We start from the raw sequence: 26,817 nt of genomic DNA on the forward strand, positions 1-26,817 counted from the left end.
CTAGTTCGCTCGAACACCGTACCAGTGGAGTCGAACAGTGTGCGAGTCGCTCTAAGATGACCTCATGCCCGAATTCACCGACTCGGTGTGGACGCGCCAGGCCCGCCCACGCACCGGTCAACCGACCCTCAGCCGGGAGCAGATCGTGCGCACGGCGATCGAGCTGCTCGACACCGAGGGGGCGGCCGGCTTGAGCATGCGCCGCCTCGGGGCACGGCTCGGCTCCGGCGCCACCTCGCTCTACTGGCACGTGGCGACCAAGGACGATCTGCTCGAACTGGCCGTCGACCAGGTGATGGGCGAGATCTACGTGCCCGAGCCGGGCGACACCCCGTGGCGGGTGGGAGTGTCGGTGATGGCCAACGGCATGCGGGCCATGCTGCTGCGCCATCCGTGGGTGATCGGGCTGCTGGGGGTGCGGCCCACCATCGGGCCCAACGTGATGCGGATGAGCAACCGCAGCGTCGCGCTGCTGTCCGCGGCGGGATTCACCGGATCAGCCCTGTCACACGTGCACTCCCTGATCACCGCGCACGTCATCGGAGCGGCCACCACCGAGGCCGCGGTCGCCGCGGCAGTGCAGCGATCCGGGCAGTCGGCCGCGAAGATCCGCGAGCAACTGGAGCCGTTCCTGGAGGAGAATGCGCGCGACTATCCGGACTATGCACGGTGGCGGCAGGAGAGCGGCGTCACCGAACTCGACCCCGACCAGATCTGGGATCAGAGCTTCGCGTTCGGGTTGGAGCGCATCCTCGACGGCCTCGACCTCTGGCGGTCCGGCCACGCGGGCAGCGCCTCAGCCGCTTGACCGCGCCGCCGCTCACCGAGATCAACCAGCCGGGTCAGTCGGTCGACAGACGGGCGTGCAGGTGCATGTCGTGCCAGCCGTCGGCGTGGCGGGCCTCGCTGCGTTTGGTGCCCTCCAGGAGATAACCGCAGCGCTGGGCCACCTGGCACGAGGCGGCGTTCTGCGTGGAATGGCTCAGTTCCAGGCGGTGCAGGCCGAGTTCGGTGAAGCTCCACCGGGTCAGCGCCACCAGAGCCCGGGGTGCGGTTCGGCGGCCGCGGGCGGCCGGGAGGACCCAGTAGGAGATGTGTGCGAGGCCCTCGTCGAGGCTGATGTGCCGCAGGCCGGTCTGGCCGACGACCTGCCCGCCCTCGACGATCGCCCAGCCCGCGTCGGTCTCCGCACGCCAGCGGGCCGGCCACTGTGCGATCCAGACGAGTGCCTCGGCCGGGGACAGGCTCCGGCAGTGCCACCGCCGGACGGCCGGATCAGCGAAACCCGCCACCACCGCGTCCGCGTCGCCCTCCCGCCAGGGCCGCAACCGCAGCCCTTCACCGTCGATGACAGGCTGCGTCGCAGCGGACAGCGAACCCGGCGGAAGCGCCGGTGTGGTGAGCAGAGGCACGCTGCGACTCTAGGCCTTCGGCGGGCGCGAACGCCCGCGCTCACACGGCCGGGAAGACCCAGGACCTCGGGCTGGTGGGGAGCTAGCGGGCCGGTGGGAGCTCTGGGAACTCGGGCTGGTGGGCAGGTAGCGGGCCGGCGGGAGCTCTGGGAGTCCGGGCCGGTGGGCAGGTAGCGGGCCGGCGGGAGCTCTGGGAGTCCGGGGCGGTGGAGAGGCAGGGGACCGGAGAAGGCCCGGGAGTGCCGGGAACAGGGGACCGGAAGCCGAAGGCGGGGTGACCACCCCGCTCCAGCCCGGTGGGCGCGGCACAGCCTTGCGCGGCGCTTGATCGCGTGGCGCTTCCGGGGACGGGGAATCTCGGCGGGGCGGATCACCGCGTACCGGGACGGGGTTGAAGCGAGACGGCGAGGGGGAGCCCGCCGCCTCGCTCGCGCCCGTCAGTGGTCGGTGGGTTTCTCCGGGTCGGGGTGGTGGTAGGAGAGCTGTTCCGGCGGGAGGGGGAACTCGATGTCCTCGCCGAAGGGGGACAGGCCGCCCTGCTGCGGGGCGAGGAGCTCGGCGATGTCCATGTGGCCGTCCGGGCCGACGGGGGCGGTCTCCGGGAGGCGGGCGCTGGACATCGACGGGTTGACGGTCGGCGGCTTCGCCGACGCCGACTCCATGCCGTCCCGGCGGAAGATCTTGCGGCCGAGCCAGACCAGAGGGTCGTAGCGGCGGTCGACCACGCGTTCCTTCATCGGGATGATCGCGTTGTCCGTGATCTTGATGTGCTCGGGGCAGACCTCGGTGCAGCACTTGGTGATGTTGCAGTAGCCGAGACCCTGGCTGGCCTGCGCATAGTCCTTGCGGTCCGTGCGGTCGTCGAGCGGGTGCATGTCCAGCTCGGCGGCCCGGATGAAGTAGCGCGGGCCGGAGAAGGCCGGCTTGTTCTCGTCGTGGTCGCGGATCACGTGACAGGTGTTCTGGCAGAGGAAGCACTCGATGCACTTCCGGAACTCCTGGCTGCGTTCCACGTCGACCTGCTGCATCCGGTAGTCGCCGGGGGCGACGCCGGGCGGCGGTGCGAACGCGGGCGTCTCCCGCGCCTTCTCATAGTTGAAGGAGACATCGGTCACCAGGTCGCGGATCACCGGGAAGGTTCGGACGGGGGTGATCGTGATCGTCTCGTCCTCGTCGAACGTCGACATCCGGGTCATGCAGCCGAGCCGCGGCTTGCCGTTGATCTCCATCGAGCAGGAGCCGCACTTGCCGGCCTTGCAGTTCCACCGGCACGCCAGATCCGGCGCCTGGGTGGCCTGCAGCCGGTGAATGATGTCGAGGACGACCTCGCCCTCGTGCACCTCGACGTCGAAGTCGCGCAGGTCGCCGCCGGACGGGTCGCCGCGCCAGACACGAAAGTGGCGTTTCACTCTGCCTCCACCTCGGCGAGTTCCTCATCGGTCATGTACTTCGCCAGCTCACTGCGGTCGAACAGGTCGATCAGCTCGCTGCGCATCCGCGGGACCGGTTTTCGCTCCAGGTGCACCTCGCCGGTCTCGTCGAGCGAGCAGACCAGGTTGACGCGCCGCCACTGCGGGTCCATCTTCGGGAAGTCCTCGCGAGTGTGGCCGCCGCGGGACTCCTCGCGCTCCAGCGCGGCCTTGGCCGTGCACTCCGAGACGACCAGCATGTTGCGCAGGTCGATGGCGAGGTGCCAGCCGGGGTTGTAGAGGCGGCCGCCGTCGGCGCTCACGTTCGCCACCCGCACCTTCAGCTCCTGGAGGCGCTTGAGCGCGTCGGTCAGCTCGCCCTCGCGGCGGATGATGCCGACCAGATCGCCCATCACCGCCTGCAGGTCCTGCTGCAACGTGTACGGGTTCTCCCCGCCGGTGCGGGTCAGCGGCGCCAGTGCCACCTCGGCCGCGGCGGCCACGTCGACCTTCGCGGGCTTCGGCCGTACGGGAAGCGCGTCCACATACGCGGCGGCGTGCTCACCGGCCCGCTTGCCGAAGACGAGCAGGTCGGAGAGCGAGTTTCCGCCCAGCCGGTTGGACCCGTGCATGCCACCGGACACTTCGCCGGCCGCGAACAGCCCCTGGACCGTGCCGAGGGCCGCGCCGGTGTCCGGCTCCACCTCGACTCCGCCCATCACGTAGTGGCAGGTCGGCCCGACCTCCATCGGCTCCTTGGTGATGTCGACGTCGGCCAGCTCCTTGAACTGGTGGTGCATCGACGGGAGCCGCCGGATGATCTGCTCGGCCGGCATCCGGGTGGACACGTCGAGGAACACGCCGCCGGCCGGGCTGCCGCGGCCCGCCTTGACCTCGCTGTTGATGGCCCGGGCCACCTCGTCACGCGGCAGCAGCTCGGGTGGGCGGCGGTTGTTGTCGGGGTCGGTGTACCAGCGGTCGGCTTCCTCCTCGGTCTCCGCGTACTGCTTGCGGAAGACGTCGGGGACGTAGTCGAACATGAAACGCTTGCCCGCCGAGTTGCGCAGCACCCCGCCGTCGCCGCGGACCGACTCGGTGACCAGGATGCCCTTGACACTGGGCGGCCAGACCATGCCGGTCGGGTGGAACTGGAGGAACTCCATGTTGATCAGCGTCGCGCCGGAGCGCAGGGCCAGCGCGTGGCCGTCGCCCGTGTACTCCCACGAGTTCGACGTGACCTTGTAGCTGCGGCCCACCCCGCCGGTGGCCAGCACCACGGCCGGCGCTTCGAAGAGCAGGAACTCGCCGGTCTCGCGGTAGTAGCCGAACGCCCCGGCCACCCGGTCGCCGTCGAGCATCAGCTCGGTGATCGTGGTCTCCTGGAAGACCCGGATCCGGGACTCGTAGCTGCCGGTCTCGGCGAAGTCCTCCTGCTGGAGCGAGACGATCTTCTGCTGGAGGGTCCGGATCAGCTCCAGACCGGTGCGGTCGCCGACGTGGGCGAGTCGCGGGTACTCGTGGCCGCCGAAGTTCCGCTGTGAGATCTTCCCGTCTTTCGTACGGTCGAACAGCGCGCCGTAGGTCTCCAGCTCCCAGATCCGCTCCGGGGCTTCCTTGGCGTGCAGCTCGGCCATCCGGAAGTTGTTCAGGAACTTGCCGCCGCGCATGGTGTCGCGGAAGTGGACCATCCAGTTGTCGTTGGAGTTGACGTTGCCCATCGCGGCGGCGGCGCCACCCTCGGCCATCACCGTGTGGGCCTTGCCGAACAGCGACTTCGAGATGATCGCGGTCCGTTTCCCGGCGAGCCGGGCCTCGATCGCCGCGCGGAGTCCGGCGCCACCGGCGCCGATCACGACGACGTCGTACAGGTGTCGTTCGATCTTGGTGCTCATCGCATGACCGCCGCTTCGCTCCGGCTGCGCGACGAGCGCTCAACTGTGCCTGATGATTCGCTCGTAAGCTTGCTCATGGGGGATTCCTCAGCTGATGAAGCGCAGGTCGGAGTACCAGTCGGCGGCCAGACCCATGATGTAGAAGTCGGTCAGCGCCAGGGTGCCGAGCGTGATCCACGCGAGTTGCATGTGCCGGGCGTTGAGCTTGGAGACGAGGGTCCAGAAGCGGTAACGCACCGGGTGCTTGGAGAAGTGCTTGAGCCGGCCGCCGGTGATGTGGCGGCAGCAGTGGCAGGACAGCGTGTACGCCCAGAGCAGGATCACGTTGACCCAGAGGATCACGTTGCCCAGGCCGAGCCCGGTGGTCTGTGCCACGACCGCGTCCCACGTGTTGATCACCGAGATGATTCCGGCGGCGTAGAACGCGTACCGATGCGCGTTCTGGAAGATCAGCGGGAAGCGGGTCTCACCGGAGTACGTCTTGTGGCCGTCCGGGACGGCGCAGGCCGGCGGCGACAACCAGAACGCCCGGTAGTACGCCTTCCGGTAGTAGTAGCAGGTCAACCGGAAGATCAGTAGAAGCGGCAGGGTGAACGCCGCCTCCGGGAGCAGGAAGAAGTTCGGCAGTGGGGTGCCGAACATCGCCGCGTCACCGCATCGGTCGGTCATGCACGGGGAGTAGAACGGGGTGAGGTAGTGGTACTCCCCGACCCAGAAAAAGTCGTGCATGAACACCCGGACGGTGGCGTAGGTGACCCACGAGGTGAGTCCGATAAAGGTCACCAGGGGTGCAAGCCACCAGCGGTCGGTGCGCAGCGTGCGCGCGGAGATCGCCGCGCGTGCCTTGCCGTCGCCCGGCCGTGATGCCGTCGTCGTCATTCCATCTCCTGACAGTGCCGTGTGCAGGGTCTCGGGCGACGTTGTCCGGACATACTGCTACCCCGCTTCGCGTCGTGCCGCGACAGTGATGTGGGGCACACGTTACGCCGGTGGTCCCGCACGTGGTGCGGGGCCGGGTCACAAAACACCGTCCCGGATTGTGTAGGTCGATCGACCTACCCGGAGGCGTTGCCCGTGATGTTCCACGCGGCCAGATGCAGGGCGGGAGCACCATACCTCGCCCGGCCCCACAGCTCTGGCAGCAGCACCGTCGACGCGCCGATGCCCAGCACCCGGCCCGGCGCGAGCGCCCGCGGATAGGACTGGGTGAAGCGAAGATTACTCACCGGAGCGGTGATCTCGCCGTCCTCCACCAGCCAGACGCCGTTGCGGGTCAGACCGGTGATCACCAGGGTCTTCGGGTCGAGCACCCGCGTATACCAGAGATCGGTGACCAGCAGGCCCCGGCGCATCCGGGCGACCAGCGGCCGTGCCGAGTCGGCGATCGGCGCCGTGCCGCCGGCCGGCGGGCCGTTGCCGGAGACGGGAACCGCCTCCAGCCGGACATGCCGGGCGTGCGGCCCCCACGAGCGGGACGACGGCGACGCGTGCCCGGTCGACTCGGCTCCCGCCAGCGCCGCCGACGTGCGGTCGTGGGTCACCGCCGCGGTCACCCCGTCACGAACGAGCACCAGCGCCCGCCGGGGCGTGCCCTCGTCGTCGAACGGCAGGTCGGCGGCCGGCTCCTCGCGGCTGCCGAGCGGCTCATCCACCATGGTCACCGATGGGTCGAACTGTTCCTTGCCCGGCTCGGCGAAACTCTGCCGCTGGTGGTGGGCGCGGCCGTCGAAGCCGAAGACCGCGAGATTCTTCAGCAGGTCGGAGACCGCTTCCGGCTCCAGGACCACCTCGTACTCACCGGGGGGCAGCTCGATCGGGCCCACCGCGGCGCGGGCCTTCGCGGCGGCGCGGGCCCCGAGCACCGCGCCGTCCAGGTCGGCGAGCCGGGCGGCGGCCAGCCGGGCCACCCCGTCGGCGCCGGCCGTGCGGGCGATGCCGTCCATCGCGGCCTCCGCTGTCCGCCCGTGGACGGCCTGGCCCGCGGAGTTGGCGAAAGCGGCCGACACGAACAGCGTGCGGCAGTAGCCTGCCGTCTCCAGGCCGCCGGCCGCCTCCACGAAGTCGCGGACCCGCGCGGCCCGCTCCGCCGGATCGGCCCGGGCCGTCGCCTCGTCGAAGCCGAACCCCAGCCCGGACCGCTCACCCGAGCCGGCATGGCCGGCCGACAGCCGCGGCGGCGCAGGCGGAGCCAGACCCGGCCAGGACCGGTCGGCCGGGCTCACCCGGGCCGCGGCCAGGGTCCGCTCGACCAGAGTGCGCAGGCCGTCGGGCCCGGTCAGCGTGGTGGAGCCACCGGCCGTCCGGCCGTCGGTGTGCAGGCGCAGCCGAACGTCGGTGGTGGCCGACGCCACGTTCTGATGGATCGCCGAGTTCGCGAAGCGGGTCAGCGCCTCGGCCTCGTGCCGCACGTTGACCTCGGCCTCACAGCCGCTCCCGCCCAGCTCCCGGACCAGCTCGACGACCCGGACGGCGAGCTCCAGCTCGTCTGCCGAACGCATCTCACTCATGCGCGCACCCCCACCCGGACGCCGGAGAAGCGGGCCGGTGCGGCCGGATGGCCGGTGTGCCCGATCTGGCCCGGCTGCCCCTTGCCGCAATTCGGCGTGCCCCAGGCGACGGTCTCGCTGGACAGCATGTCCATCGACTGCCAGAACCGTGGGCCGATCCCGGTGTAGGTCGGGTTGCGCAGCATCCGGCCCAGCCTCCCCTTCTTGATCTCGTAGCCGATCTCGCACCCGAACTGGAAATTCAGCCGGCGGTCGTCGATCGACCAGGAGCGGTTGACATCCATGAAGACCCCGTCGTCGGTGGCCGCGATGATCTCGTCGAGGGTGTGCGGCCCGGGCTCCAGACCGACATTCGTCATCCGCACCATGGGCAGCCGGGACCAGCCGTCGGAGCGGACGCTGCCCGCGTAGTCCAGCCCGGCGATCGCCGCCGAGTCCCGCCCGGCCAGCACACCCACCCAGACGCCGTCGCGGACCGCGTGCCGCTTGACGGCCGGGGTGCCCTCGTCGTCGAAGCCGAAGCTGCCGAGCGCGCCGGGGAAGGTCGGGTCGATCGTGATGTTCATCAGCTCGGAGCCGTAGCGCAGCGAGCCCAGCCGGCTCAGATCCAGCCAGCTGGTGCCGGCGAAGGCCGCCTCCCAGCCGAGGATCCGGTCCAGCTCGATGGCGTGCCCCACCGACTCGTGGATCTGCAGCGCCAGTTGCTCGCCGCCGAGCACCAGATCGGTCTCGCCGGACGGGCAGAGCGGCGCGGTCAGCAGGGCCCGGGCCTCCTCGGCCATCCGTGGCGCGTTGCCGACCAGGTCGAGCTCCTCGACCAGCTCCCAACCACGGGTGCCGAACTGGCCACGGTGCGACGGCCAGGACCGCCGCTGCACCTCGCCGTCACCGATCGCGATCGCCGTGACGCCCGCGCCGCACTCGCGGATGTGCTGGTCGATGCGGTGGCCCTCGCTGGAGACGAACCACTTGCGGGTGTCCCAGATCGCGTAGTCGGCCTCGGCCATGTCGGCGCCCGCCGCCTTCGCCGCGGCGGTGGCCCGGACCAGCAGGTCGCCCTTGCCGGACAGCGGGACCCCGAGCGGGTCGATCACGCAGTCGCCGGCCCAGCTCGCCGAGACGGCCGGCGACGGCAGCAGATCGGAGGCCGGGCCACGGACCAGCGCGCTGGCCGCGGCGATCCGCGCGGCTCGCTCGCCGGCCGCGCGAGCGGACGGGCCGGACAGATCCGGGACGGCGAAGAAGCCCCAACTCGACCCGACCAGAGCACGGACGCCCAGGCCGGCGCTCTCGTCGAAGCTCAGATCCTCCACATCGCCGTCACGTGCCGACATGGCCTCGGTCCGCCGCACCATGACGCGTGCGTCGGCATAGCGGGCACCGGCGTCGAGCGCGGCCTGCACCGCCGCACCCGCCTCATCGAAGTGGGTCATGAAACGACCCTATGCGCCGGGTACGACAGTTTCAGCGGTCCAGCAGGAAGGCCCGTTCCTCCTCGAAACCGGCGTTCGGGACCGATCGGAACCCGGGCAGCTCCGCCCCGACCAGCAGCACGTGCGGGGAGGCGCCGGCCAGGGCGTGGTGGGCGTAGACGTCGGCGGCGTCGGCCCGGTCGCCCAGGTAGCGCTCGGCCAGCGGGACCGGCAGGTCGGCCCAGTCGGTGACCGGATCCCTCGCCACCGCGCGGTGGAACACCTCGGGACGGCGCAGCACGGCCAGTGCCGCCAGCCAGCCGCCCAGCCCGTGCCCGCGTACCGCGACCCGGCTCAGATCCAGGTCCGGGTGCTTGCCGTGCAGCGCGTACAGGCCGTCGGCCTGATCGGCGAGGACCACGTCGGCCAGCCGGCGGTGCACCGCCTTCTCGAAACTGGGCGCCACTCCGGGCGTACCCCGGGAATCGATGCTGACGACGGCGAAGCCGGAGTCGGCCCAGCGCCGGCGCTCCTGCCAGGCCGCGGGGTCCGCGAGCACCTGCTGATGCCCGGGCCCCTCGCCCAGGGTGACCAGGACCGGCAGCCTCGTCCCGGCCACGAAGCCGGTGGGATAGAGCACGGCGGCCGGTAACCGCCGGTCGGTGACCCGTTCCAGAGCCGGATCCGGGCGGTACGGCGGTTCCGGCGCCGACGACCGCAACGTCGCCACCCACCGGTCCCCGCGCCACACCCGCGCACCGGCGACCAGCACGTCCCCACCGACGGTGACATGGTCCGTCGCGCCCAGAACGGCCACCCGGCTCACCTCCGGCCCGCCGCCGCCCAGCGACGTGTGGACCCGGAACACCTCCCGGACCGCCGGATCCCCCAGGCTGCCCTCGACGATCAGGTCCGTCGCCCCGGCCGGTCCGCCGTCGCGTGGCAGCGTCCCGGCGACCCGCCGCACGTAGAGGCCGGGCGGGGTGAGCAGGCTGCCGTCGGCGAACAGGCAGCGGGCGTCGAAGCCGTCGTGGGCGAGCTCGCCGCCGACCAGCACCCGGCCGTCCGGCAGATGGCGCGGGGTGCCCGGGATGGGCTCCACCCAGCGGGCGTCGGCGAGCTCCGCGTGCACCTGGGTCTCCCCGGTCCGCGGGTCGATGGAGAGGATCAGCCCGTGCTGCTGCATCCGGCGCAGCACGGTGATCAGCGGCCCGCCGCCGGACCAGCGCACCTGCGCCAGGTACGGGTACGTCTCCCGGTCCCAGTGCACGTCCACCCAGCCGAGGTCCAGGTCGAGCAGGTGCAGGCTGACGGTACGGGCGCTGCGTACCGCGAGGATCTGGGTCCCGTCCGGGGACCACCACCAGCCCCGGTCCCGCCCGAACTCGCCCGCCGCCCGCCCCGGCACCCCCCAGGCGATCGTGCCGCCGTGCTCCCGCCACGCGCTGCCCGGCTCGCCGGCCAGTAGCCGGTCCCCGTCCGGCCCGGTGACGTGCAGCGCCGCCGCGCCGGTGGGATCGGTGACGTACCCGATCCGCAGTCCCAGCGGATCCGGGCGGGCGTCGTGGGCGGGAGCGGCGGTCGGCACCGCGGCGACCGTGCCCCCGACCAGGTCGGCGCGGAACAGCTCGCCGTCGCGCAGGATCGCGGCGGTGCGGGCGTCGCGGTCGGCCGCGTACGAGCCGACCGGCCCCGCGCCGACCCGCCGTTCCGTCCCCGTGGCCACGTCGAACAGCCACAACTCGCCGGATCGGAGGAACACGACTCGGGCGCCGTCGGCCCCGACGGTCACGTCGTTAGGGGACTCCACGCCCCCAGCATCGCCGATCAAGGGCGACTCGCGCCGGGCAAACCGCGGGCTGGTGAAGCGAGTTCGGCGGTGGTCGCGCGTACAGTATCCGCCGTGACTGACCTTCCCGCCCGCCGCCTGCTGCTGGTGCACGCCCATCCTGACGACGAGGTCATCGGCACTGGCGCCACCATGGCGCACTACGTCTCCACCGGCGCTCATGTGACGCTGGTCACCTGCACCCTCGGTGAGGAGGGTGAGATCCACGTGCCGGAGCTGGCCCGGCTCGGCGCCGCGCACGCCGATCAGCTCGGCGGCTACCGCCTGGTCGAGTGGGAGCGGGCCAACGCGGCTCTCGGCGTCACCGACCACCGGATGCTCGGCGGCCCCGGGCGGTACCGGGACTCCGGGATGATGGGCCTGCCGACCAACGAGCACCCCGGCGCGTTCTGGGGCGCCGATCTGGACGAGGCGGCCGCCCACCTGGTCGAGATCATGCGGGAGATCCGCCCGCAGGTCATGATCACTTACGACGAGAACGGCTTCTACGGCCACCCGGACCACATCCAGGCCCACCGGGTCGCGATGCGCGCCGCCGAGCTGGCCGGCCCGGACGGCCCGGAGAAGATCTACTGGACCGCCATGCCACTGAGCGTCCTGATCGACGGCATGGAGGCGTTCCGCGGCGCGGAGAGCAACCCGTTCGCCGACGTGGAGAAGCCGGAGGACCTGCCGTTCGGCACGCCCGACGAGCAGATCGCGGCCCGGATCGACGGCACCGACCACTACGCCAAGAAGACCGCGGCGATGCGCGCCCACGCCACCCAGATCCCGGACAACTCCTGGCTGTACGGGATCGCCGGCGACTTCGGCGGCGAGTTCATGGGCGTGGAGTACTACACGCTCGCCAAGGGTGACCGCGGGCCCGGCTCGGGGCCGTACGGCTGGGAGAACGACCTGTTCGCCGGTCTCGACACGGCCGGCAGATGATCGACACCACGATCCGGGCCGCCGGGACGGCGGTGGCCCTCGTCGCCGCGGTCGTCACCGCGGTCCTGGAGACGCAGCTGAGCGCCCTGCGGGTGGGCGCGATCGGAGCCCTGCTCGCCGGCGACTCGCCGTACGAGGGGAGCGGCTTCCCCCTGCCGCTGGCCATCCCGGCGGCCGTCGTGGCGAACCTGGCGCTCGCCTGGTTCGCGTGCACGACCGCCGGCCGCTGGGCGGTCGCCGTGCCGTGGGCGGTGTGGACGCTGGTGATGCTGGCCGCCTCCGGCGTCCGGACCTCCGGCGGCGACTACCTGGTCGGCGGCACGAACTGGGTTTTCCTCGTGACGATGGTGGCCGGCAGCCTGACGTTCGCGATGTTCTCGTACCGGTTGATCCTGAAACCGCCGCCCGTTGCGGCGCCGGCTCACAGCGGACTCTCCGGAAGCCTCTAGGAAACACCGTGTGTCATCCGCGAAGATGTCCGGCGGAAGATTTACACGGCACGATTTCTGGAGGGCGAGATGAGGCAGCAGCGCTGGTTCAGGATCACGGCGCTGGCGCTCGGCCTGTTCGCGATCAACGCGGTGGCCCGGCTGGTGATCCGCTTCGCGTTCGACGGCGAGGACGACGCACAGAGCATCGCCACGATCGTCATGTTCCTGGCGATCGGGCTGACTCTCGCGGTCCTCGCCTTCGTCCGCTCGCAGCGGGAGAAGCCGGCCGGCTGGCTGCCCGACGTGGCGTTCGGCGCTCTCGGCGGCATGGCCCTCACCGTCCTGGTGGGCCCGTTCCTGAGCGGCGACGGCCCGTTCGCCAACGGCGCCGGCGACTTCTTCTCCCAGGTCTGGATCTACGGCGCCTGCGCGATCGTCGGCATCCTGCTCGGCTACTGGACCGCGGTGGTGCTGGGCCGCGACTACCGCTCCCGGGCGCTGAAGGCCTTCACCGAGGCCCGCAAGGCCCGCCCGCGCCGGGTGGTCGGCCGCTAGCTAGAGCGGCGCCTCGCGCGTCAGATAGGTGTGGTGGGTGCTGAACCCGAGCCGCCCGTACATCGTCACGGCCGCCGCGTTCCGCTCCTCCACCTGCAGGTAGACGCGGGTCGCCCCACGCTGCGACGCCCACCGCGCCAGCCCGCGCATCACGTGCCGGCCCAGCCCGCGACGGCGGGCGGCCGGCACGGTCTGCACCAGCGACACGCCGAGCCAGCGGTCCGGTCCGGTCACCGCGCCCCGGGCCACCGCGAGAAGGTCACCCTCCGCGTCGCGGACCTGAGCGAAAACCCTTTCCGGTACGCCGTTCAGAATGCGGATCGCGGCCGCTGGCAGGGCGCCCTTGTGCTGCGCGACCATCGCATACCAATCGTCGCCGGCCGCGTCGGCCAGCTCCACCGGCGGCAGGCCGGTGTCGGCGGGCAGGGCGATCAGCGGCGCCAGCGGGGCGGTCTGCACCAGGGTCAGCGGCCGGCTCGTCCAGCCGCGCTCGTCGAGTGCCGAGCTCACCGGCGCGGCGAGCGGCATCGGCGTGTTGATCAGCGGCCGCTGGCCGTGCTCCTGATACCACTTCACGACCGCGTCGATGGCGGCCTCGAGCGGGCGGTCCGGATCGCCGACCGGGAGGGCCGAGTTGGCCCGGCCGGTCCAGTTGTCGGCGGCCCGCAGGAGCCAGCCGCCCAGCCGGGAGCGGACCGGGGCCGGCCACGCCTCGTCGGCGGCCATCTCCAGGGCGATCACCGCGGCGGCGTGCGGGCGGCGCGCCGGAGGCACCCGCTTGGCCCGGTGCACCTCACGCAGCGGCACCCGGAGCGTGCCCTTGTCCGTCGCGAGTGTGAGATCGGTCTCGGTGAGGTCGACGAGTTCGCCGAGGGCATCCGTGAAGAGCGTGCGGTCCGCGGTTACGCCTACAATTCGCCGTACCACCACCCGGTGTCCCACATCCTGCTGTCGGAGCACGCATTACCTCCCTCGGCAGGAATACTAGGCTCTGCAATTTGTCGTCGGCGGTTCCGCGGCGTGGCTTTGAAGGGAAAGACCAGTGACCTACATCATCGCTGAGCCCTGCCTCGATGTTCTCGACAAGGCATGCATCGAGGAGTGCCCGGTCGACTGCATCTACGAGGGCAATCGGATGCTCTACATCCACCCCGATGAGTGCGTCGACTGCGGGGCCTGCGAGCCGGTCTGCCCGGTCGAGGCGATCTTCTACGAGGACGACGTCCCGGAGCAGTGGAAGGACTACACGAACGCCAACTACGAGTTCTTCGAGGACCTCGGCTCGCCCGGTGGCGCGTCCAAGGTCGGCAAGATCGAGAAGGACGCGACGTTCGTGGCCGCCCAGCCGCCGCGCGGGGACGCACACTGAGCGCCCTCTCGTCGGCCCTGCCGGACTTCCCCTGGGATCTGCTGGAGCCGGCCAAGACCGTCGCCGCCGCCCACCCGGACGGCATCGTGGACCTGTCGGTCGGCACCCCGGTCGACCCGGTTCCGCCGGCCGTCCGGGAGGCGCTGGCCGGCGCCTCCGACTCGCCCGGCTACCCGCTGACCGCCGGCACGCCACGGTTGCGTGCCGCGATCGCGGAGTGGCTGGCCCGCGAGTGCGGCGCCTCCGGTGAGCCGGCCGTGCTGCCGACGATCGGGTCCAAGGAGCTGGTCGCCTGGCTGCCCACGCTGCTCGGGGTCCGCCCCGGCGACGTGGTGGTCATCCCTTCCGTCTGCTACCCGACGTACGAGGTGGGCGCCCGCCTGGCTGGCGCCGAGGTGATCCGGTCCGACTCGCTCACCGCGCTCGGCCCGGACCGCCGCGTCAAGCTGATCTGGATCAACTCGCCGTCCAACCCGACCGGCCGGGTGCTGCCCGTCGAGCACCTGCGCAAGGTGGTCGACTGGGGGCGCGAGCGCGGCGTCACCGTGGTCAGCGACGAGTGCTACCTGTCGCTCGGCTGGGAGAGCACGCCGGTCTCGGTGCTGTCCGGTGAGGTGACCGGCGGCGACCACACCGGCGTGCTGTCCGTGCACTCCCTGTCCAAGCGTTCCAACCTGGCCGGTTACCGGGCCGGGTTCGTCGGCGGCGACCCGGCGCTGGTCGGCGAGCTGCTGGCGGTGCGCAAGCACGCCGGCATGATCGTCCCGGCGCCGGTGCAGGCGGCGATGATCGCCGCCCTGACCGACGAGACACACGTCGCCGAGCAGCGCTCGCGGTACTCGTCCCGTCGCGACACCCTGCGGACCGCTCTCACCAAGGCCGGTTTCGAGATCAGCCACTCGGAGGCGGGCCTGTACCTGTGGGTGACCCGCGACGAGGACTGCTGGGCGACCGTGGACCGGCTGGCCCGGCGCGGCATCCTCGCCGCGCCCGGCGCCTTCTACGGTCCGGCGGCCGCCCGTCACGTGCGGATCGCTCTGACCGCCACCGACGAGCGGGTGGCGGCCGCGGCCGACCGCCTCGCGGAGCCGTTCACCGACTGAAAGGGGCGCCTCGCCGTGGAGAAGACGATCGTCACCGTCCACGGCGAGGCACGCCGTGAAGTCCCCCCGGAGCAGGCCGTCTTCACCGTGACGGTCTCCGCGGTGGACCGCGACAAGGCCGCCCTCGTCGCCCGCATCAACCAGCGGGCGACCGAAACCGCGGCCCTGCTCGACCGCTTCGCCCAGGCCGTCGAGCGCCGGGAGACCACCGGCCTGCAGATGAACCCGGAGTACGACCGGCGCGGCAAGCGGGCCGAGGCGTACCGTGGATCGATCTCCACGACGGTGACCGTCACGGACTTCGAGTCGCTCGGTGAGCTGCTCTACCGGTTGGCTGGCGAGGATCTGGTCTCGATCTCCGGCCCGTGGTGGCAGCTGCGGCCGGGCAACCGGGCCGGCGCCGACGTGCGCCGGGAGGCCGTCGCCGACGCCCTCGCCCGGGCCCGGGAGTATGCCGAGGCGGTCGGTTCCGAGCTGGACCGGATCGTCGAGATCGCCGACGCGGACGCGGCCGGCGGCCACCCGGTGATGCGGTCCGCGGCCTTCGCGATCGGCGCCGCCGAGGACACCGGTGGCTTCGACCTGTCGCCGGAGACGCAGAGTGTCGAGGCGCGGGTGCTGCTGCGCGTCACCATCACCGAGCCGACCCTGCCCGGGGCCTGATCCGCCGATTCCGGCAACGTGCGGCGGCCGGGTCGGCCAGACTCGGCACCATGCGCAAGGGCCTCGGGCACCTGCTGCTGCGGGTGGCGAACGTGAATCCGCAGAGCGTGACGACGCATTCCGACCGTGTCCTGTACCGATCGATCGGCGTCTTCATACTGCTCTATTTCCTCTATGCCACGGTCGGCGGCGCCGCGTTCATCGACGCCAGTTCCGGATACGCCCATCCCTGGTACCAATGGGTGGTCGGTCCGCTGGTGGCGATCGGTGTGGTGGCCTACGACCGGGCGGTCGTGGGCCGGGTGACGATCAACTACGAGCAGCTCGACTCGGCCGACCCGCGGCACCTGCTGCGACCGCCCACCCTCGGGCTCTACCTGGGCCGGCTCAGCCTCGCCCTGCTCTTCGCCGTGGTGATCACCGAGCCGCTGATGCTGGCCCGGTACCGCGGCGAGATCGACGCCCACCTCGCCGCCGTGCACAGCGCCCAGCTGGCCCGGCTCGACGCCGGCGGCGCCGTCGCCGGTCACACCACCCGGCTGGCCGAGCTGCGCCGGGAGAACGCCGCCGACGACGCCGCGATCCGCCGGCTCAACGACCGGGCCGCCGGGAAACGCGGGGACGCCCGGCTGCTCTACCGGCAGGCGCTCGCCGACTCGGCCGGGCACGGCGTCACCCACAGCCCCGGCTGCCCGCGCGGCGGCTACTGCCACGACCTGGTCCGGCGTTCCCGGGCCCTCGACGACCAGGCCGCGAAACTCGACCGGCAGGCCGCCGAGTTGCAGCGCGACCAGCGGGCCGGGCGGATCGCCCGGGCCGGTGAACAGACCCGGCTGGTCGAGATGATCACCGCGGAACGGGCGGCCAACGCCGAGGTGGTGCGCGGCGACTCCGGGTTCGGCGCCCGTACCGCCGCCATGTGGCACCTCGTGAAGACCGACTTCTGGGGCGTCGGCGTCTTCTACCTGGGCATCGCGCTGCTGCTGGTGGCGCTGGACTGTGCGGCCGTCGGGCTCAAACTGGTGTCCCGCGGCAACGCGTACGAGCGGGCCGAGGCACGGGCCGGCCGGCTCCGCGAGCACGAGGCGTCCCTCATGCACGAACGGGAGATCCACGACGCACGGACCTACGGCGAGGCCACCGCCAAGGTGATCGCCGACGGCATCGAGGCGGCCAGCCACGACGGACAGTTGGCCCGGGTCGCCACCGACCGGGCCCGGCACGTGCTGCACGACGCCGTCGTGGTCGATCCGGCCACCATCGAGCGGCCCATCCCACGGCACCGGATCAACGTGTGAGCCCGCGGCGCGGTGGCGCCGGCACGGCGTACCTCCTCCGCCACGCTCGCGAGACCCTCCGCGCCCCGCGCGAGCAGTGCCACCCGGTCGCCCCGCGCCGCCGGCGCACGGGCCACCGCGCGCCCGATTCCGGCGCTCGCGCCGGTCACCACCGAGACAGTCATGCCGTCAGAGTTGACCGCCGCCGGACTTTCAAGACCTATGGGCGTACGGCCTGCGCGCGCACCGGATCTATGGGCGTACGGCCTGCGCGCGCACCGGAATCGTGAAGGTGGCGCCACGGCAGGCAGCCGGAGCGCCGGCCCGCATGGTCAGGGCCCCGGCCACCGGGAACGCCCCGATCGTGTTCCGCGGCACCTCCCACGACACCGCGATGCTCTTCTGGTTGATCTCCACCGGCGGGTCGACGCAGCCCGCCTCCCGGTGCTCGTAGTCCGCGACCACCTGCCCCGGCGCGGCCATGATCGTGGTGATGTGCACCGGCACCGGATGCTGATTCGTCACCGTGACCGTCAGGTTGCCGGTGTCACCGGGCAGCAGCGGCCGGCTGTTGTCCGACTTCGCGGTCAACGCGATCTCCACGCTGGTCGCGGCCGGCGGCAGGTGGTCCTTCTCCGGCCCGTTGAACCGCCAGTACGCCCAGGCCGCCCCGGCGTTGGCGAGCAGGGCCGCGACCGCCGCGGCGGTGAGGATGGTCCGGGCCCGCCGATCGAACCTGCGCCGCGGTCCCGGATGCCGAACCTCCCAGGTGGGTTCCTCGTGGTCGGCCGCGTCGAGCTCCAGATGCGCATGATCGGTACGCGGGAGTTCGTCCCCGGTGAAGCCATGCAGGACATCGCGCCGATTCACGAGACAACCTCGGTGGTGGCAGCCGCGCGGGGATGGCTCAGGTCGGGCATGCGGCTCGTTCCTCCTCGAAGGCCGGTGGGAATGATGCCGGATTCGGCGCTCATACAACGTTCCCCGATGGAGATGTCCGATGTGATCGGTTTTCCGTCCGCCGTTCTGGCGCATAAATCGGACAGGTCTGCCCATCCGGTTTACCCCCGCGGGGTGATGGAATCGGGCCCCACCGCTGTCCACCGATCCGGCCCCCGGCCGCCCGCAACCGGTTTGTCCAGCCCGGATCCGCGTCGTCCGCCCGCGCGATTCCACCAAATCCGCGAAGATCACTCCGGCCAGCGCCGCGGGGCCCACTCGCCGCGCCGACCACGGCGGATCGAGGTGGCCCCACCGCCCGCGCCGGGCCGCTGTGGGCCGAGGCGGTTTCCACCCGCCCGCCGCCGGCGAGGCCCGGGTCGCTGTGGACCGAGGTGGCCCCAGCCGCCCGGGCCCGGTCACGCGGGCCGGTGGATTCCCACCCGGCCGCCGTCGGCGGGCCCGGGTCACTGCGGATCGGCGGTCTCCGGCGCGGTTGTCGTCGGTGCCGGCGTGGCGGAGGTGGCCTCGGTGGACGGCGACGACGCGGCCTCGGGTGTCGGTGTGTTGCTGGTTTTGCCGGGCCCGGCGGTCTTCCCGGCCTGCGCTCCGCTGCTGTTTCCGCTGGTCCCGGGGCTCCCGGCGCTCGGGGGCGGCTTCGGTGCGCCGGCCGCCGGACTCGGCGCCAGCCGGCCGGCCGGCCGGATGACCAGGTCGCTGATCGGGCTGGGCGGTCCCACCCAGCGGTTCCCGGCCGTGGCGTGGACGGTGTAGGTCACCGCCCGCCCCACCTCGGCAGCGTCATCGGCGCAGGTCAGGGCGGTGGCCGCGACTCGGCACACCTCCGACCGGTCGTTCCCGTCGTTTCGGAACACCAGATACCCGCCGACCGCCTGCCCCGTTCCGAGCTTCACCGCCTCCCAGCTCACCGTCGGCACCTCGCCGACCAGCGCCGCATCCGGCTTCTTCACTCCCGGCAGTGTGCCCCCGCTGAGAACGGCCTGTCCCGAGGCGGCGCTGACGGTCCAGGCGGCCCAGGCGCTGAGCCCACTGCCGGCCGCGATCGCCGCCACCGCTCCCGTCACGACGATCGCCGCCGCGGACCGTCGTCTCACCGGTCCACCCTGGTCGCGGTGGCGGTGAACACCAGCTTGAAGGACGCCTTCCGGCACGCGTCGACCACCGTGTTCGGCATCGTCACCTCGAACTCTCCGCCCGGTTTCCGGCCGTTTCCCGGGACGCTGAGTGGCAGTACGCCCAGGTAGGTGCCGACCTGAAGGTTGGCGTCGACCGGCCGGCACCGGCGCTCCGAGGTCGAGGCCACCCGGGCCTCGACCGACCGCACCGCGATCGCGAACGGAAAAGGATTGGTCACCGTCACCCGGGTGCGCCGCACGGCCCCCGGATGCAGACCCCCGATCGGGCTCCCGCTCACCTCCATCACGACCGCCGTGCCCTTCATGAGATCAACTTCACTTCTCTCGGTACGGAGAACGGCCGCGACCCAGACGCAGGCCACGGCCGTTCCGCCGGCCACCGCGTGTCGGGCGGCCCTCAGACGCCGGCGGTCAACTCGCATCGTTCGTCCCGGTGACGGTGAGCGGGACGGTGAACGTCGCACCCTGACAGGCCGAGTCCGAGGCGTTGGACATCGTGATGGAGTTGGACAGGGCGAACGTGGCGCTTCGCTGCGCGGGAATACGCCAGACGACGGGGAAACTCGACTTCGTCAGCGAGACGCCGGTGGTGGCGCATCCCGCGTTCTCATGTGCAGCGTCCACCGTTGCCGGGCCGGTGCCGGGCCGCACCGTGGTGAGCAGCACCGGGAAACGGTTGTCGTTGCGGACGGTGATCGAAAGCGCCGACCGTGCTCCCGGGTAGAGCGGATTGTCGGGCCGGGGGCGTGCGGTCACCTGGAGCTGTATCACTTCGCCGGCCGACGCCGATGTGACGCCCAGCCCGTCCAGGCTCCAGAGCGCCCAGGCGGCGCCGCCCGTGGTGGCCAGCGTGGTGGCGACTAGGCACGTGACGAGGACGGGCCGAGCCCGCAGCGATGATCCGAGCACGTTTGGCTGCCGTTTCTGTCTGCTGGAGCGGAGGGTGCGGATGGGATGTGGCGGGGCGCCCCGGCGCCCCGCCACATCGTCATCAGGCGGCGGCGTTGCTGATGCCGTTCACGTCGGTGTCGATGGCGAACGCGGCGCCCTGGCAGTCGTCGTCCGCGTCCGCGATCATGCTGAGCGCGCCGGTGATGGTGATCGTCTTGGAGCCGTTCACCGACCCGCTCTTGGCTGGGACGTCCAGCGCGGTCGCCGGCTCGGTCGGCAACGATTCATTCGCGAACTGCACGTTGGCCGTGGCGTCGCAGCCGGCCTTGTTCGTGGTGATGCCGACGAAGTTCAGGCTCGTGACCTTCACCGGGAAGGTGTTCGGGTTGGCGACCGTCAGCGTGATGTCGCTGGTGCCGCCCGGAACGAGCGCGGTGATGCTGGCACCGGTGACCTCGAGGTCGGCCGCGGAACCGGCGGTCGCCGTGGCGGAACCCCCGCCGAGGATGCTCCAGGCCGCCCAGGCCGCGCCTCCGCTGACGGCGACGACGCCGGCGGTGACGAGGGCAACGGAGCGCTTGGTGTACTTGGGCATGGGAAGTTCCTCCTGGAACGCGGGTGAGCGAGCGCCACTCCGTACAGTTCATGAGCGACTGTTTCGGGGTGCGCGTCGTTGAATCGGATGTCACCGGGGCCCACAAGGCCACCCGGCGCTGCGACAAAGATGGCTGACCCGTTCCAACCCGACGATCGTCCGTACCGTCCCCTGTCGCATGCGAGACGGCGGCGGACCCGGTCCGTCCCGGTTACCCCGCAGGCGTGACGGAGTCCACCGCACCGCTCACTCCGGACCGTGCCGGAGATCCAGGAGACCCGTCTTCACCTGCGTGGACGGCCACGTCCAGTGGCTTCTCCGATCCGCAAGCCCGAGGTGGGCTCGGATCCTCCAGAGGGCATGGAACGCCCCGGAATGAAGCTTGAAACGTGAAGTATCGAGCCGATTCCACGCGCTGTCCGGAAAGGAATTTTCCGATCCGGAACCCGAATGGGTTAGCCGCCTGACAGAATCGTTCCCCTGAAAGAGGCTTGCCGCTTACACCTCTGTCGGCCTCTCGGCCCGGACCAGGAACCGGTGCGCCCGCACCACGAATTCCCCCCGGACCCGGATGAGCGCGGACAGCCGGGCCAGCTCCCGCTCGTACCGATGAGGGGTGAAGTCGCGGATCTGCCAGGGCACCGTGCGCAGGTGATGGACCACCGCGGCGATGTCCCGGAAGGTGAGGAGCGGATGCTCCTCCCGCAGCTCGGTGACCCGCAGCCCGGCCGCCTGGAGCGCGGCCGCCGCGACCTCCGCGTCCCACCGCCGCGGATGCGGGGGCGGGGCGCCGAGGGCCACGTTGAGATCGGCCAGGTCGTCGCTGCCGACCTGCTGGGTGAGCAGCACGCCACCGGGCTTGAGCAGCCGGGCGATGTCCGCCGCGGGCAGCCGCCCGTGCCGGCTCAGCACCAGGTCGAAACCGTTCTCCTCGGACGGCAGCTCGGTCTGCACCTCGACCCCGAACGGGGCGAGCCGCTCCCGGGCGGCCGGAGTGTTGCGCGCCCAGGTCTCCACCGCGACGGTGTGCGGCGGCAGCGGGGCCAGCTCGGCGAGCAGCTCACCGCCGCCGGTGTCGAGGTCCAGGACACTGCTGGCCCGGCGCATCAACGGCCGGGCCAGGTCGAGGTAGGACCAGGACGGCTCCGACGCCACGGCCAGGCCGTCCAGCCAGGCGAACTCCCACCCGGTCATGGAGGCGCCGGTAGCCGCGGCGTTGAGATCTTCCTCCTGCCGGTTGCTGCGCACGGACCAAAAAGTAGCCGCAGACGCCGCTGATCAGCGACTCGATCCCACGGCCTTTCCAGGACCGGTGCCGGACTGTGGCTGAACGGTTACCAGACTCAGTGCCGGACCGGCATGAGTAGCGAGAAATGGGATTCGCCGCCCACCGGGCGGACCGCGAGTGGACGGACCGGACCGTCGAGCTCCAGCACCAGCTGCCCGGCGCCGCCCGCGTCCAGCGCCTCGAGCAGGAACTCCCGGTTCACCGCGACGTGCGCCCCGTCGTCGGCGGCCCACTCGTCGGCTCCGGCGAACCGCACCGAGCCGGCCGGATCGACGGCGAGGACCGACACCGGGTAGGCCCGTCCCTCGTGTTCCCGGTCGATGACCGGAGCCCCGTCGAGCAGACCGCGCAGCTCCGCCACGTCCACGGTGACCCGGCGGCTCTCCGGCCCCGGGCCGATCAGGCGCCGCCAGTCCGGGAAGTCCAGGTCGAGAGGCTTGCCCTCGACGGTCCGGTCGCCGGCTTGGGCGGCCACCCGGTCGGCGGTCAGGTCCACGGTGACGTCGCCGCCGCCGAGACCGCGCAGGTCCTCGGCCAGGGTGAGCGGAAGGAACAGCCGCGCGGCCGAGCCCTCCACCGTGGCCGGAGCGGTGGCCACGGCGATCCGGTAGCGGTCGGTGGCGACCAGGGTGACGTCGCCGTCGCCGGTCTCGACGAGCACGCCGGCCGGAAGCGGATCGGTGGCCCCCACCGCGGCGAACAGCACGGCGTCGAGGGCCGCGGACAGGGCGGTGGCGGGCAGGGTGATGCGGGTCATCAGTTTCTCCTCCAGGTCGAGCAGGGTGTGCAGGCGGAGGAGCTCCCGCCGGGCATCGGCCAGTCCGGCCTCCAATCGCGCCAGATGGCCGTCGAGCCTCACCCGTACCGAAAAGGGGTCGGAAAGGTCTCGCACCACCTGCGCGATCTCGGCGACCGGCATGCCCACCCGCCGCAGACCGGCGATGAGCCGGGCGGCTCTGATCTGCTCGCCGGTGTAACGCCGGTAGCCGGTGAGCGGATCCACCGCGGCCGGGACCAGCACGCCGGCGCTGTCGTAGAACCGCAGCGCGCTGACGCTGAGCCCGCTGGCCCGGGCCGCCTCGCCGATGCCTCGCATGTCGCTCCCCACATCACTGACCCTGGACTCTCCACCAGGTGGAGAGTCAAGCCTGCACGACGAGTGTGACGCCGAGGGCGGCCATGACCAGGGCGATCGAGCCGTCGAGCACCCGCCAGGAGGTGGGCCGGGCGAGCACCGGGGCCAGCCACCGCGCGCCGAGACCGAGGGAGACGAACCAGGTCAGGCTGGCGGCGGCCGCGCCCAGCCCGAACAGCCACCGGTGCGGATGCTGCTGCGCCACCGAGCCGAGCAGCAGCACGGTGTCCAGATAGACGTGCGGGTTGAGATAGGTGAGGGCCAGGCAGGTGAGCAGGGTGGCGCGCAGTGTGGCCGGCGCCTTCCCGGCCGTCTGCAGGATCCCCGGCCGCAGCGCCCGGCGCGCGGCCAGCGCCGCGTAACCGAGCAGGAACGCCGCCCCGGCCCAGCGGATCGCCGAGATCAGCTCGGGGCGCGCGGTCAGGACCGCGCCGAGCCCGGCGATGCCCGCGCAGATCAGCGCGAGGTCCGAGAAGGCGCAGGTCAAGACCACGGGGAGTACGTGTTCCCGGCGCAGCCCTTGACGAAGGACGAACGCGTTCTGGGCTCCGATCGCGATGATCAGCACAGCGGATGCGACAAAACCGGCTAAAGCGGAGGAGAGCATGTCTCGACGCTAGTCACCGTTTCGGCGTGGCTCCAGCTAATCATTTTGAGGACGGATTAGTTTTCCTAACGTGGATCAGGTGCAGTTGGCGACCTTCCAGGCTGTCGTGGAGCAGGGCAGTTTCGAGGCGGCGGCGCGGGTGTTGCACGTCACGCCGTCCGCGGTCAGTCAGCGGATCAAGGCGCTGGAGCAGACCGTCGGGCAGGTGCTGGTGCGCCGTGCCAAACCGTGTACGGCCACCACGGCGGGCGAGGTGCTGATCCGCTTCGCCGGCCAGGTGGCGCTGCTCGAACGTGAGGCCCTCGACCAGGCCCGGCTGTCCGGCTCCGGCGGCGCGGTGCAGCTCTCCGTCGTGGTCAACGCCGACTCCCTGGACAGCTGGTTCCTGCCGGTGCTCCACCAGGTGCCCGGCGTGCTGTTCGAGCTGCACACCGACGACCAGGACCACACCGCCGAACTGCTGCGCAGCGGCACCGCGATGGCCGCCGTGACCGCCGACCACCACCCGGTCCAGGGCTGCCGGGTGGAGCGGCTGGGCGTCATGCGTTACCTCGCGGTCGCGTCGCCCGCACTCGACATCACCGACCTGAGCCGGACGCCGGTGCTCGTCTACAACCGCAAGGACCGCATCCAGCACCGCTTCCTGCACGCCCGGTACGACTACGACCCCCCGGTTCACTACATCCCGGCCACCGCGGCGTTCAACCGGGCGATCCGGCTCGGCCTCGGCTGGGGACTGCTCTACGAGCAGGAGGCCCGCCCGGAACTCGCGGCCGGCAGGCTCGTGGAGATCGACCCCGGCGGCCACCTGGACGTCCCGCTCTACTGGCAGTGCTGGCGGCTCTCGTCGAACGCCCTGGACACGCTGACGGCCGCCGTTCGCACGGCGGCCGCCCGATCGTTGCGTCAGTGAGGCTGTCGCGTCAGGGTGGATCAGTCGTTGGCATGCAACGCCGAATTCAGCTCGATGCCGGTGCCCTTGCGCGGGCGGGCCTCCAGCGCGCCGGAGAGCGAGTTGCGCCAGAACAGGAGATTGTTCACACCGGAGAGCTGGATGGCCTTCACCACACGGCCGTCCGGCAACGAGACCTTGGAGGCGGCGGTGATGTAGACGCCCGCCTCCACCACGCAGTCGTCGCCCAGTGAGATGCCGACCCCGGCGTTCGCCCCCAGCAGGCTGCGCTCGCCGATCCGCACCTTCTCCTTGCCGCCGCCGGAGAGCGTGCCCATGATCGACGAACCGCCGCCGATGTCCGAGCCGTCACCGACCACCACACCCTGCACGATCCGGCCCTCGACCATCGAGGTGCCGAGCGTGCCGGCGTTGAAGTTGACGAACCCCTCCTGCATGACCGTCGTCCCGGAGGCCAGGTGAGCGCCGAGGCGCACCCGGTCCGCGTCGGCGATCCGCACACCCGACGGCACCACGTAGTCGGTCATCCGGGGGAACTTGTCCACCCCGAAGACGGTCAGCTGACGGTTCGCCGCACGCTCCAGCAACCGCAGCTCGTCCACCCGCTCCGGCGGGCACGGGCCGGCCGAGGTCCACGCCACGTTGGCCAGCTTGCCGAAGATGCCGTCCAGGTTCAGCTCGTTCGGCCGGACCAGCCGGTGCGACAGCAGGTGCAGCCGCAGGTACGCGTCGGAGGCGTCGGCGATCGGGTCGGCCAGCGACTTGACCACCACCCGCACCTCGACGGTGCTCAATCCGGGCAGCGGCTTCGGACCGGTCAGCCCGGCCGGCAGCACCGGCACGTCGGCGGGCTCCTCGCCGAGCCCCAGATGCCCGGCCGGGAACCAGGTGTCCAGAACCTGTCCCTCGGCGGTGACGGTGGCGAGGCCGATGCCCCAGGCGGGCGAAGTCGAGATCGCGGTTTCCACGTGCGAAACCCTACCGGACCCCGAGACCGGCAGCTCGCGAGCGAATCATCGGGCCCGGCTCCGGCTCATGACGGCGGCATGAGCGATCAAGGACCTCGTGCCGTCCCGGTATGGTGCGCTCATGGGCAACCCGCTTACCCCGGACGTGCTGGTCGACCCGGTGGTGCTGACCCGCGCCCTGGTCGACGTCGAGTCCGTCTCCCGCGACGAGAAGGTGCTCGCCGACTGCGTGGAGGACGTCCTCCGCAAGGCCGCCCACCTGACCGTGCGCCGGGTGGGCAACACGGTGATGGCCCGCACCCGGCTGGACCGCGGCCAGCGGGTCATCCTCGCCGGGCACCTCGACACCGTGCCGGTCAACGGCAACCTGCCGTCCACCGTCGTCGACGACCTGATCTACGGCTGCGGCACCTCCGACATGAAGGGCGGCGTCGCGCTCGCCCTCCACCTCGCCGTCACCCTGCCCGACCCGCGATACGACCTCACCTACCTGTTCTACGAGGCCGAGGAGATCGAGTCCGAGCACAACGGGCTCAACCTGGTCGCCGAGGCACACCCCAAGTGGCTCAAGGCCGACTTCGCGGTCCTGCTCGAACCCACGTACGGGGCGGTCGAGGCCGGCTGCCAGGGGACGGTCGGGGCCCGCGTCCACACCCGGGGCCGGCGAGCGCACACCGCCCGGGCCTGGCGCGGGGTCAACGCCATCCACGCGGCCGGGGAGGTGCTGCGGAGACTGGAGGACTACCGCCCGCGGACCGTCACCATCGACGGCTGCACCTACCGGGAAGGCCTCAACGCGGTGCGGATCCGCGGAGGCATGGCCGGCAACGTCGTACCGGACGAGTGCAGCGTCGAGGTCAACCTGCGATTCGCGCCGGACCGCTCGGAGAAACAGGCCCACGAGCACCTGCGCGAGGTCTTCGACGGGTACGAACTGGAGATCACCGACTCGGCCCCCGGCGCGCTGCCCGGCCTCGACGCAGCCCCGGCCCGCGAGTTCCTCGCCGCCGTCGGCATCGAGCCGGCCGCCAAGCTGGGCTGGACCGACGTGGCCCGCTTCGCCGCCCTCGGGATTCCCGCACTCAACTACGGTCCCGGTGATCCGGCGCTCGCCCACGCGCCTGACGAGCACGTCGAGATCGGCAAGATCCGCGACGGGGTGGCCACGCTCTACCGGTGGCTCGCCCCCTAATACTCCACGGCGACCCGCCCCACCGCGCGCTGCGGTGGCGGGATCTCCATCGTCGCCTCCGGGTCGACGGCCGGCTCCGCGTCACGCGCCGCGAAAGCCGCTCGCCGTTCCTCCAGCACCAGGCGGATCCGGCGCTGCATCCGGAGGCGCTCGTGTCGGTTCGTCATCGTGGCTGCTCCTTCGCCGGGAGCCCGGTGATGCCAGGTCGGTAACAGTACAGACGCGTCAGAGCTACTGTCGGTTGCTTCAATCTGGCAAAAAGGTCTGCGGGTCGCAATCCTCTTACCGAAACGCAGCCGGTTATTCACCGGGTACTGACCGTC

Annotated in this window: 28 protein-coding genes and 1 pseudogene; 10 read left to right on the plus strand and 19 right to left on the minus strand. The window is 71.5% G+C overall.

Going from position 1 to position 26,817, the window contains the following annotated elements; genetic code table 11:
- Positions 1–64 precede the first annotated feature (64 nt).
- Positions 65–808: a TetR/AcrR family transcriptional regulator gene (locus AB0I88_RS12855; RefSeq protein WP_361022140.1), complete on the plus strand. Its 744-nt coding sequence runs from the start codon at positions 65–67 to the stop codon at positions 806–808.
- Positions 809–842: 34 nt separating this feature from the next.
- On the opposite strand, the gene AB0I88_RS12860 is transcribed toward AB0I88_RS12855, so the two are convergent.
- The 7 genes from AB0I88_RS12860 to AB0I88_RS12890 form a co-directional block, all read right to left on the minus strand.
- Positions 843–1,412, minus strand: coding sequence for a GNAT family N-acetyltransferase (locus tag AB0I88_RS12860; RefSeq protein ID WP_361022143.1), 570 nt, complete (start codon positions 1,410–1,412; stop codon positions 843–845).
- A gap of 437 nt (positions 1,413–1,849) precedes the next feature.
- Positions 1,850–2,821: a succinate dehydrogenase/fumarate reductase iron-sulfur subunit gene (locus tag AB0I88_RS12865; protein WP_361022146.1), complete on the minus strand. Its 972-nt coding sequence runs from the start codon at positions 2,819–2,821 to the stop codon at positions 1,850–1,852.
- On the minus strand, positions 2,818–4,713 hold the full coding sequence (locus tag AB0I88_RS12870) for a fumarate reductase/succinate dehydrogenase flavoprotein subunit (RefSeq protein ID WP_361022149.1): 1,896 nt from the start codon (positions 4,711–4,713) through the stop codon (positions 2,818–2,820). Before AB0I88_RS12870 ends, AB0I88_RS12865 begins: the two co-directional genes overlap by 4 nt.
- A gap of 87 nt (positions 4,714–4,800) precedes the next feature.
- Positions 4,801–5,592 (minus strand): hypothetical protein, encoded by a 792-nt coding sequence (locus tag AB0I88_RS12875; RefSeq protein WP_361022152.1) that lies wholly within the window; start codon positions 5,590–5,592, stop codon positions 4,801–4,803.
- Positions 5,593–5,768: 176 nt separating this feature from the next.
- Positions 5,769–7,220 carry a metallopeptidase TldD-related protein gene (locus AB0I88_RS12880; protein WP_361022155.1) on the minus strand — a complete coding sequence of 484 codons (1,452 nt, stop codon included), beginning with the start codon at positions 7,218–7,220 and terminating at the stop codon, positions 5,769–5,771.
- Entirely contained in the window at positions 7,217–8,653 is a 1,437-nt protein-coding gene (locus tag AB0I88_RS12885; protein WP_361022158.1) for a TldD/PmbA family protein, read from the minus strand. The genes AB0I88_RS12880 and AB0I88_RS12885 overlap by 4 nt, the downstream gene beginning before the upstream one ends.
- A gap of 31 nt (positions 8,654–8,684) precedes the next feature.
- Positions 8,685–10,442, minus strand: a complete 1,758-nt coding sequence (locus AB0I88_RS12890) for a prolyl oligopeptidase family serine peptidase (protein ID WP_361022161.1) — start codon at positions 10,440–10,442, stop codon at positions 8,685–8,687.
- Between the two features lie 93 nt (positions 10,443–10,535).
- On the opposite strand from AB0I88_RS12890, the gene mshB reads away from it, so the two are divergent.
- From mshB to AB0I88_RS12905, 3 genes are all read left to right on the plus strand, one after another.
- Positions 10,536–11,411 carry an N-acetyl-1-D-myo-inositol-2-amino-2-deoxy-alpha-D-glucopyranoside deacetylase gene (gene mshB, locus AB0I88_RS12895; protein ID WP_361022164.1) on the plus strand — a complete coding sequence of 292 codons (876 nt, stop codon included), beginning with the start codon at positions 10,536–10,538 and terminating at the stop codon, positions 11,409–11,411.
- Complete coding sequence (locus AB0I88_RS12900; protein ID WP_361022168.1) at positions 11,408–11,860, plus strand: hypothetical protein; 453 nt, start codon at positions 11,408–11,410, stop codon at positions 11,858–11,860. The genes mshB and AB0I88_RS12900 overlap by 4 nt, the downstream gene beginning before the upstream one ends.
- 69 nt (positions 11,861–11,929) lie before the next feature.
- On the plus strand, positions 11,930–12,397 hold the full coding sequence (locus tag AB0I88_RS12905; RefSeq protein WP_361022171.1) for a hypothetical protein: 468 nt from the start codon (positions 11,930–11,932) through the stop codon (positions 12,395–12,397).
- Here the strand turns inward: AB0I88_RS12905 and AB0I88_RS12910 are convergent, their stop codons facing one another.
- On the minus strand, positions 12,398–13,357 hold the full coding sequence (locus AB0I88_RS12910) for a GNAT family N-acetyltransferase (protein ID WP_361022174.1): 960 nt from the start codon (positions 13,355–13,357) through the stop codon (positions 12,398–12,400).
- Positions 13,358–13,439: 82 nt separating this feature from the next.
- Here AB0I88_RS12910 and fdxA point away from each other — a divergent pair, with 82 nt between their 5' ends.
- Genes fdxA through AB0I88_RS12930 form a run of 4 tightly spaced genes read left to right on the plus strand, consistent with a single transcriptional unit; the run spans position 13,440 to position 16,830 of the window.
- Entirely contained in the window at positions 13,440–13,766 is a 327-nt protein-coding gene (gene fdxA, locus AB0I88_RS12915; protein ID WP_220142767.1) for a ferredoxin, read from the plus strand.
- Positions 13,763–14,869, plus strand: a complete 1,107-nt coding sequence (gene dapC, locus AB0I88_RS12920; RefSeq protein WP_361022344.1) for a succinyldiaminopimelate transaminase — start codon at positions 13,763–13,765, stop codon at positions 14,867–14,869. Before fdxA ends, dapC begins: the two co-directional genes overlap by 4 nt.
- 15 nt (positions 14,870–14,884) lie before the next feature.
- Positions 14,885–15,532, plus strand: a complete 648-nt coding sequence (locus tag AB0I88_RS12925; RefSeq protein ID WP_361022178.1) for an SIMPL domain-containing protein — start codon at positions 14,885–14,887, stop codon at positions 15,530–15,532.
- 50 nt (positions 15,533–15,582) lie between these two features.
- Positions 15,583–16,830, plus strand: coding sequence for a DUF4407 domain-containing protein (locus AB0I88_RS12930; protein WP_361022181.1), 1,248 nt, complete (start codon positions 15,583–15,585; stop codon positions 16,828–16,830).
- A gap of 20 nt (positions 16,831–16,850) precedes the next feature.
- Here the strand turns inward: AB0I88_RS12930 and AB0I88_RS12935 are convergent.
- The 9 genes and pseudogenes from AB0I88_RS12935 to AB0I88_RS12975 form a co-directional block, all read right to left on the minus strand.
- Positions 16,851–16,994: pseudogene (locus AB0I88_RS12935) on the minus strand (SDR family NAD(P)-dependent oxidoreductase); the annotation flags it as partial.
- 67 nt (positions 16,995–17,061) lie between these two features.
- Complete coding sequence (locus AB0I88_RS12940) at positions 17,062–17,679, minus strand: hypothetical protein (protein WP_361022184.1); 618 nt, start codon at positions 17,677–17,679, stop codon at positions 17,062–17,064.
- A gap of 536 nt (positions 17,680–18,215) precedes the next feature.
- The gene (locus AB0I88_RS12945; protein ID WP_361022187.1) at positions 18,216–18,863 is read right to left on the minus strand and encodes a hypothetical protein; all 648 of its coding nucleotides are present in this window, start codon (positions 18,861–18,863) and stop codon (positions 18,216–18,218) included.
- Positions 18,860–19,210 carry a hypothetical protein gene (locus AB0I88_RS12950; RefSeq protein ID WP_361022190.1) on the minus strand — a complete coding sequence of 117 codons (351 nt, stop codon included), beginning with the start codon at positions 19,208–19,210 and terminating at the stop codon, positions 18,860–18,862. Before AB0I88_RS12950 ends, AB0I88_RS12945 begins: the two co-directional genes overlap by 4 nt.
- 106 nt (positions 19,211–19,316) lie before the next feature.
- Positions 19,317–19,814: a hypothetical protein gene (locus AB0I88_RS12955; protein WP_361022193.1), complete on the minus strand. Its 498-nt coding sequence runs from the start codon at positions 19,812–19,814 to the stop codon at positions 19,317–19,319.
- 82 nt (positions 19,815–19,896) lie between these two features.
- Positions 19,897–20,391, minus strand: a complete 495-nt coding sequence (locus AB0I88_RS12960) for a hypothetical protein (RefSeq protein WP_361022196.1) — start codon at positions 20,389–20,391, stop codon at positions 19,897–19,899.
- 498 nt (positions 20,392–20,889) lie between these two features.
- The gene (locus AB0I88_RS12965) at positions 20,890–21,639 is read right to left on the minus strand and encodes a methyltransferase domain-containing protein (protein WP_361022199.1); all 750 of its coding nucleotides are present in this window, start codon (positions 21,637–21,639) and stop codon (positions 20,890–20,892) included.
- Positions 21,640–21,734: 95 nt separating this feature from the next.
- Positions 21,735–22,775 carry a MerR family transcriptional regulator gene (locus tag AB0I88_RS12970; RefSeq protein WP_361022202.1) on the minus strand — a complete coding sequence of 347 codons (1,041 nt, stop codon included), beginning with the start codon at positions 22,773–22,775 and terminating at the stop codon, positions 21,735–21,737.
- Positions 22,776–22,821: 46 nt separating this feature from the next.
- Positions 22,822–23,421 (minus strand): LysE/ArgO family amino acid transporter, encoded by a 600-nt coding sequence (locus AB0I88_RS12975; RefSeq protein ID WP_361022205.1) that lies wholly within the window; start codon positions 23,419–23,421, stop codon positions 22,822–22,824.
- 70 nt (positions 23,422–23,491) lie between these two features.
- On the opposite strand from AB0I88_RS12975, the gene AB0I88_RS12980 reads away from it, so the two are divergent.
- Complete coding sequence (locus AB0I88_RS12980) at positions 23,492–24,334, plus strand: LysR family transcriptional regulator ArgP (protein ID WP_361022208.1); 843 nt, start codon at positions 23,492–23,494, stop codon at positions 24,332–24,334.
- A 20-nt stretch (positions 24,335–24,354) separates the two neighbouring features.
- On the opposite strand, the gene dapD is transcribed toward AB0I88_RS12980, so the two are convergent.
- Complete coding sequence (dapD, locus tag AB0I88_RS12985) at positions 24,355–25,302, minus strand: 2,3,4,5-tetrahydropyridine-2,6-dicarboxylate N-succinyltransferase (RefSeq protein ID WP_361022211.1); 948 nt, start codon at positions 25,300–25,302, stop codon at positions 24,355–24,357.
- A gap of 121 nt (positions 25,303–25,423) precedes the next feature.
- On the opposite strand from dapD, the gene dapE reads away from it, so the two are divergent.
- Positions 25,424–26,494, plus strand: coding sequence for a succinyl-diaminopimelate desuccinylase (dapE, locus tag AB0I88_RS12990; RefSeq protein WP_361022214.1), 1,071 nt, complete (start codon positions 25,424–25,426; stop codon positions 26,492–26,494).
- On the opposite strand, the gene AB0I88_RS12995 is transcribed toward dapE, so the two are convergent.
- Entirely contained in the window at positions 26,491–26,661 is a 171-nt protein-coding gene (locus AB0I88_RS12995; RefSeq protein ID WP_361022217.1) for a hypothetical protein, read from the minus strand. The genes dapE and AB0I88_RS12995 overlap by 4 nt on opposite strands.
- Between the last annotated feature and the right edge of the window lie 156 nt (positions 26,662–26,817).

Source organism: Actinoplanes sp. NPDC049802 (assembly GCF_040656595.1).
In the GTDB taxonomy this organism is placed as follows: Bacteria; Actinomycetota; Actinomycetes; order Mycobacteriales; family Micromonosporaceae; genus Actinoplanes.

Bases quoted from the DNA above. Each gene is read 5' to 3' on its own strand.
- AB0I88_RS12855 (WP_361022140.1), top strand. From the start codon at position 65: ATGCCCGAATTCACCGACTCGGTGTGGACGCGCCAGGCCCGCCCACGC.
- AB0I88_RS12870 (WP_361022149.1), bottom strand. From the start codon at position 4,713: ATGAGCACCAAGATCGAACGACACCTGTACGACGTCGTCGTGATCGGC.
- AB0I88_RS12875 (WP_361022152.1), bottom strand. From the start codon at position 5,592: ATGACGACGACGGCATCACGGCCGGGCGACGGCAAGGCACGCGCGGCG.
- AB0I88_RS12880 (WP_361022155.1), bottom strand. From the start codon at position 7,220: ATGAGTGAGATGCGTTCGGCAGACGAGCTGGAGCTCGCCGTCCGGGTC.
- AB0I88_RS12885 (WP_361022158.1), bottom strand. From the start codon at position 8,653: ATGACCCACTTCGATGAGGCGGGTGCGGCGGTGCAGGCCGCGCTCGAC.
- AB0I88_RS12900 (WP_361022168.1), top strand. From the start codon at position 11,408: ATGATCGACACCACGATCCGGGCCGCCGGGACGGCGGTGGCCCTCGTC.
- AB0I88_RS12905 (WP_361022171.1), top strand. From the start codon at position 11,930: ATGAGGCAGCAGCGCTGGTTCAGGATCACGGCGCTGGCGCTCGGCCTG.
- AB0I88_RS12930 (WP_361022181.1), top strand. From the start codon at position 15,583: ATGCGCAAGGGCCTCGGGCACCTGCTGCTGCGGGTGGCGAACGTGAAT.
- AB0I88_RS12950 (WP_361022190.1), bottom strand. From the start codon at position 19,210: ATGAAGGGCACGGCGGTCGTGATGGAGGTGAGCGGGAGCCCGATCGGG.
- AB0I88_RS12960 (WP_361022196.1), bottom strand. From the start codon at position 20,391: ATGCCCAAGTACACCAAGCGCTCCGTTGCCCTCGTCACCGCCGGCGTC.
- AB0I88_RS12970 (WP_361022202.1), bottom strand. From the start codon at position 22,775: ATGCGAGGCATCGGCGAGGCGGCCCGGGCCAGCGGGCTCAGCGTCAGC.
- AB0I88_RS12975 (WP_361022205.1), bottom strand. From the start codon at position 23,421: ATGCTCTCCTCCGCTTTAGCCGGTTTTGTCGCATCCGCTGTGCTGATC.
- dapE (WP_361022214.1), top strand. From the start codon at position 25,424: ATGGGCAACCCGCTTACCCCGGACGTGCTGGTCGACCCGGTGGTGCTG.
- AB0I88_RS12995 (WP_361022217.1), bottom strand. From the start codon at position 26,661: ATGACGAACCGACACGAGCGCCTCCGGATGCAGCGCCGGATCCGCCTG.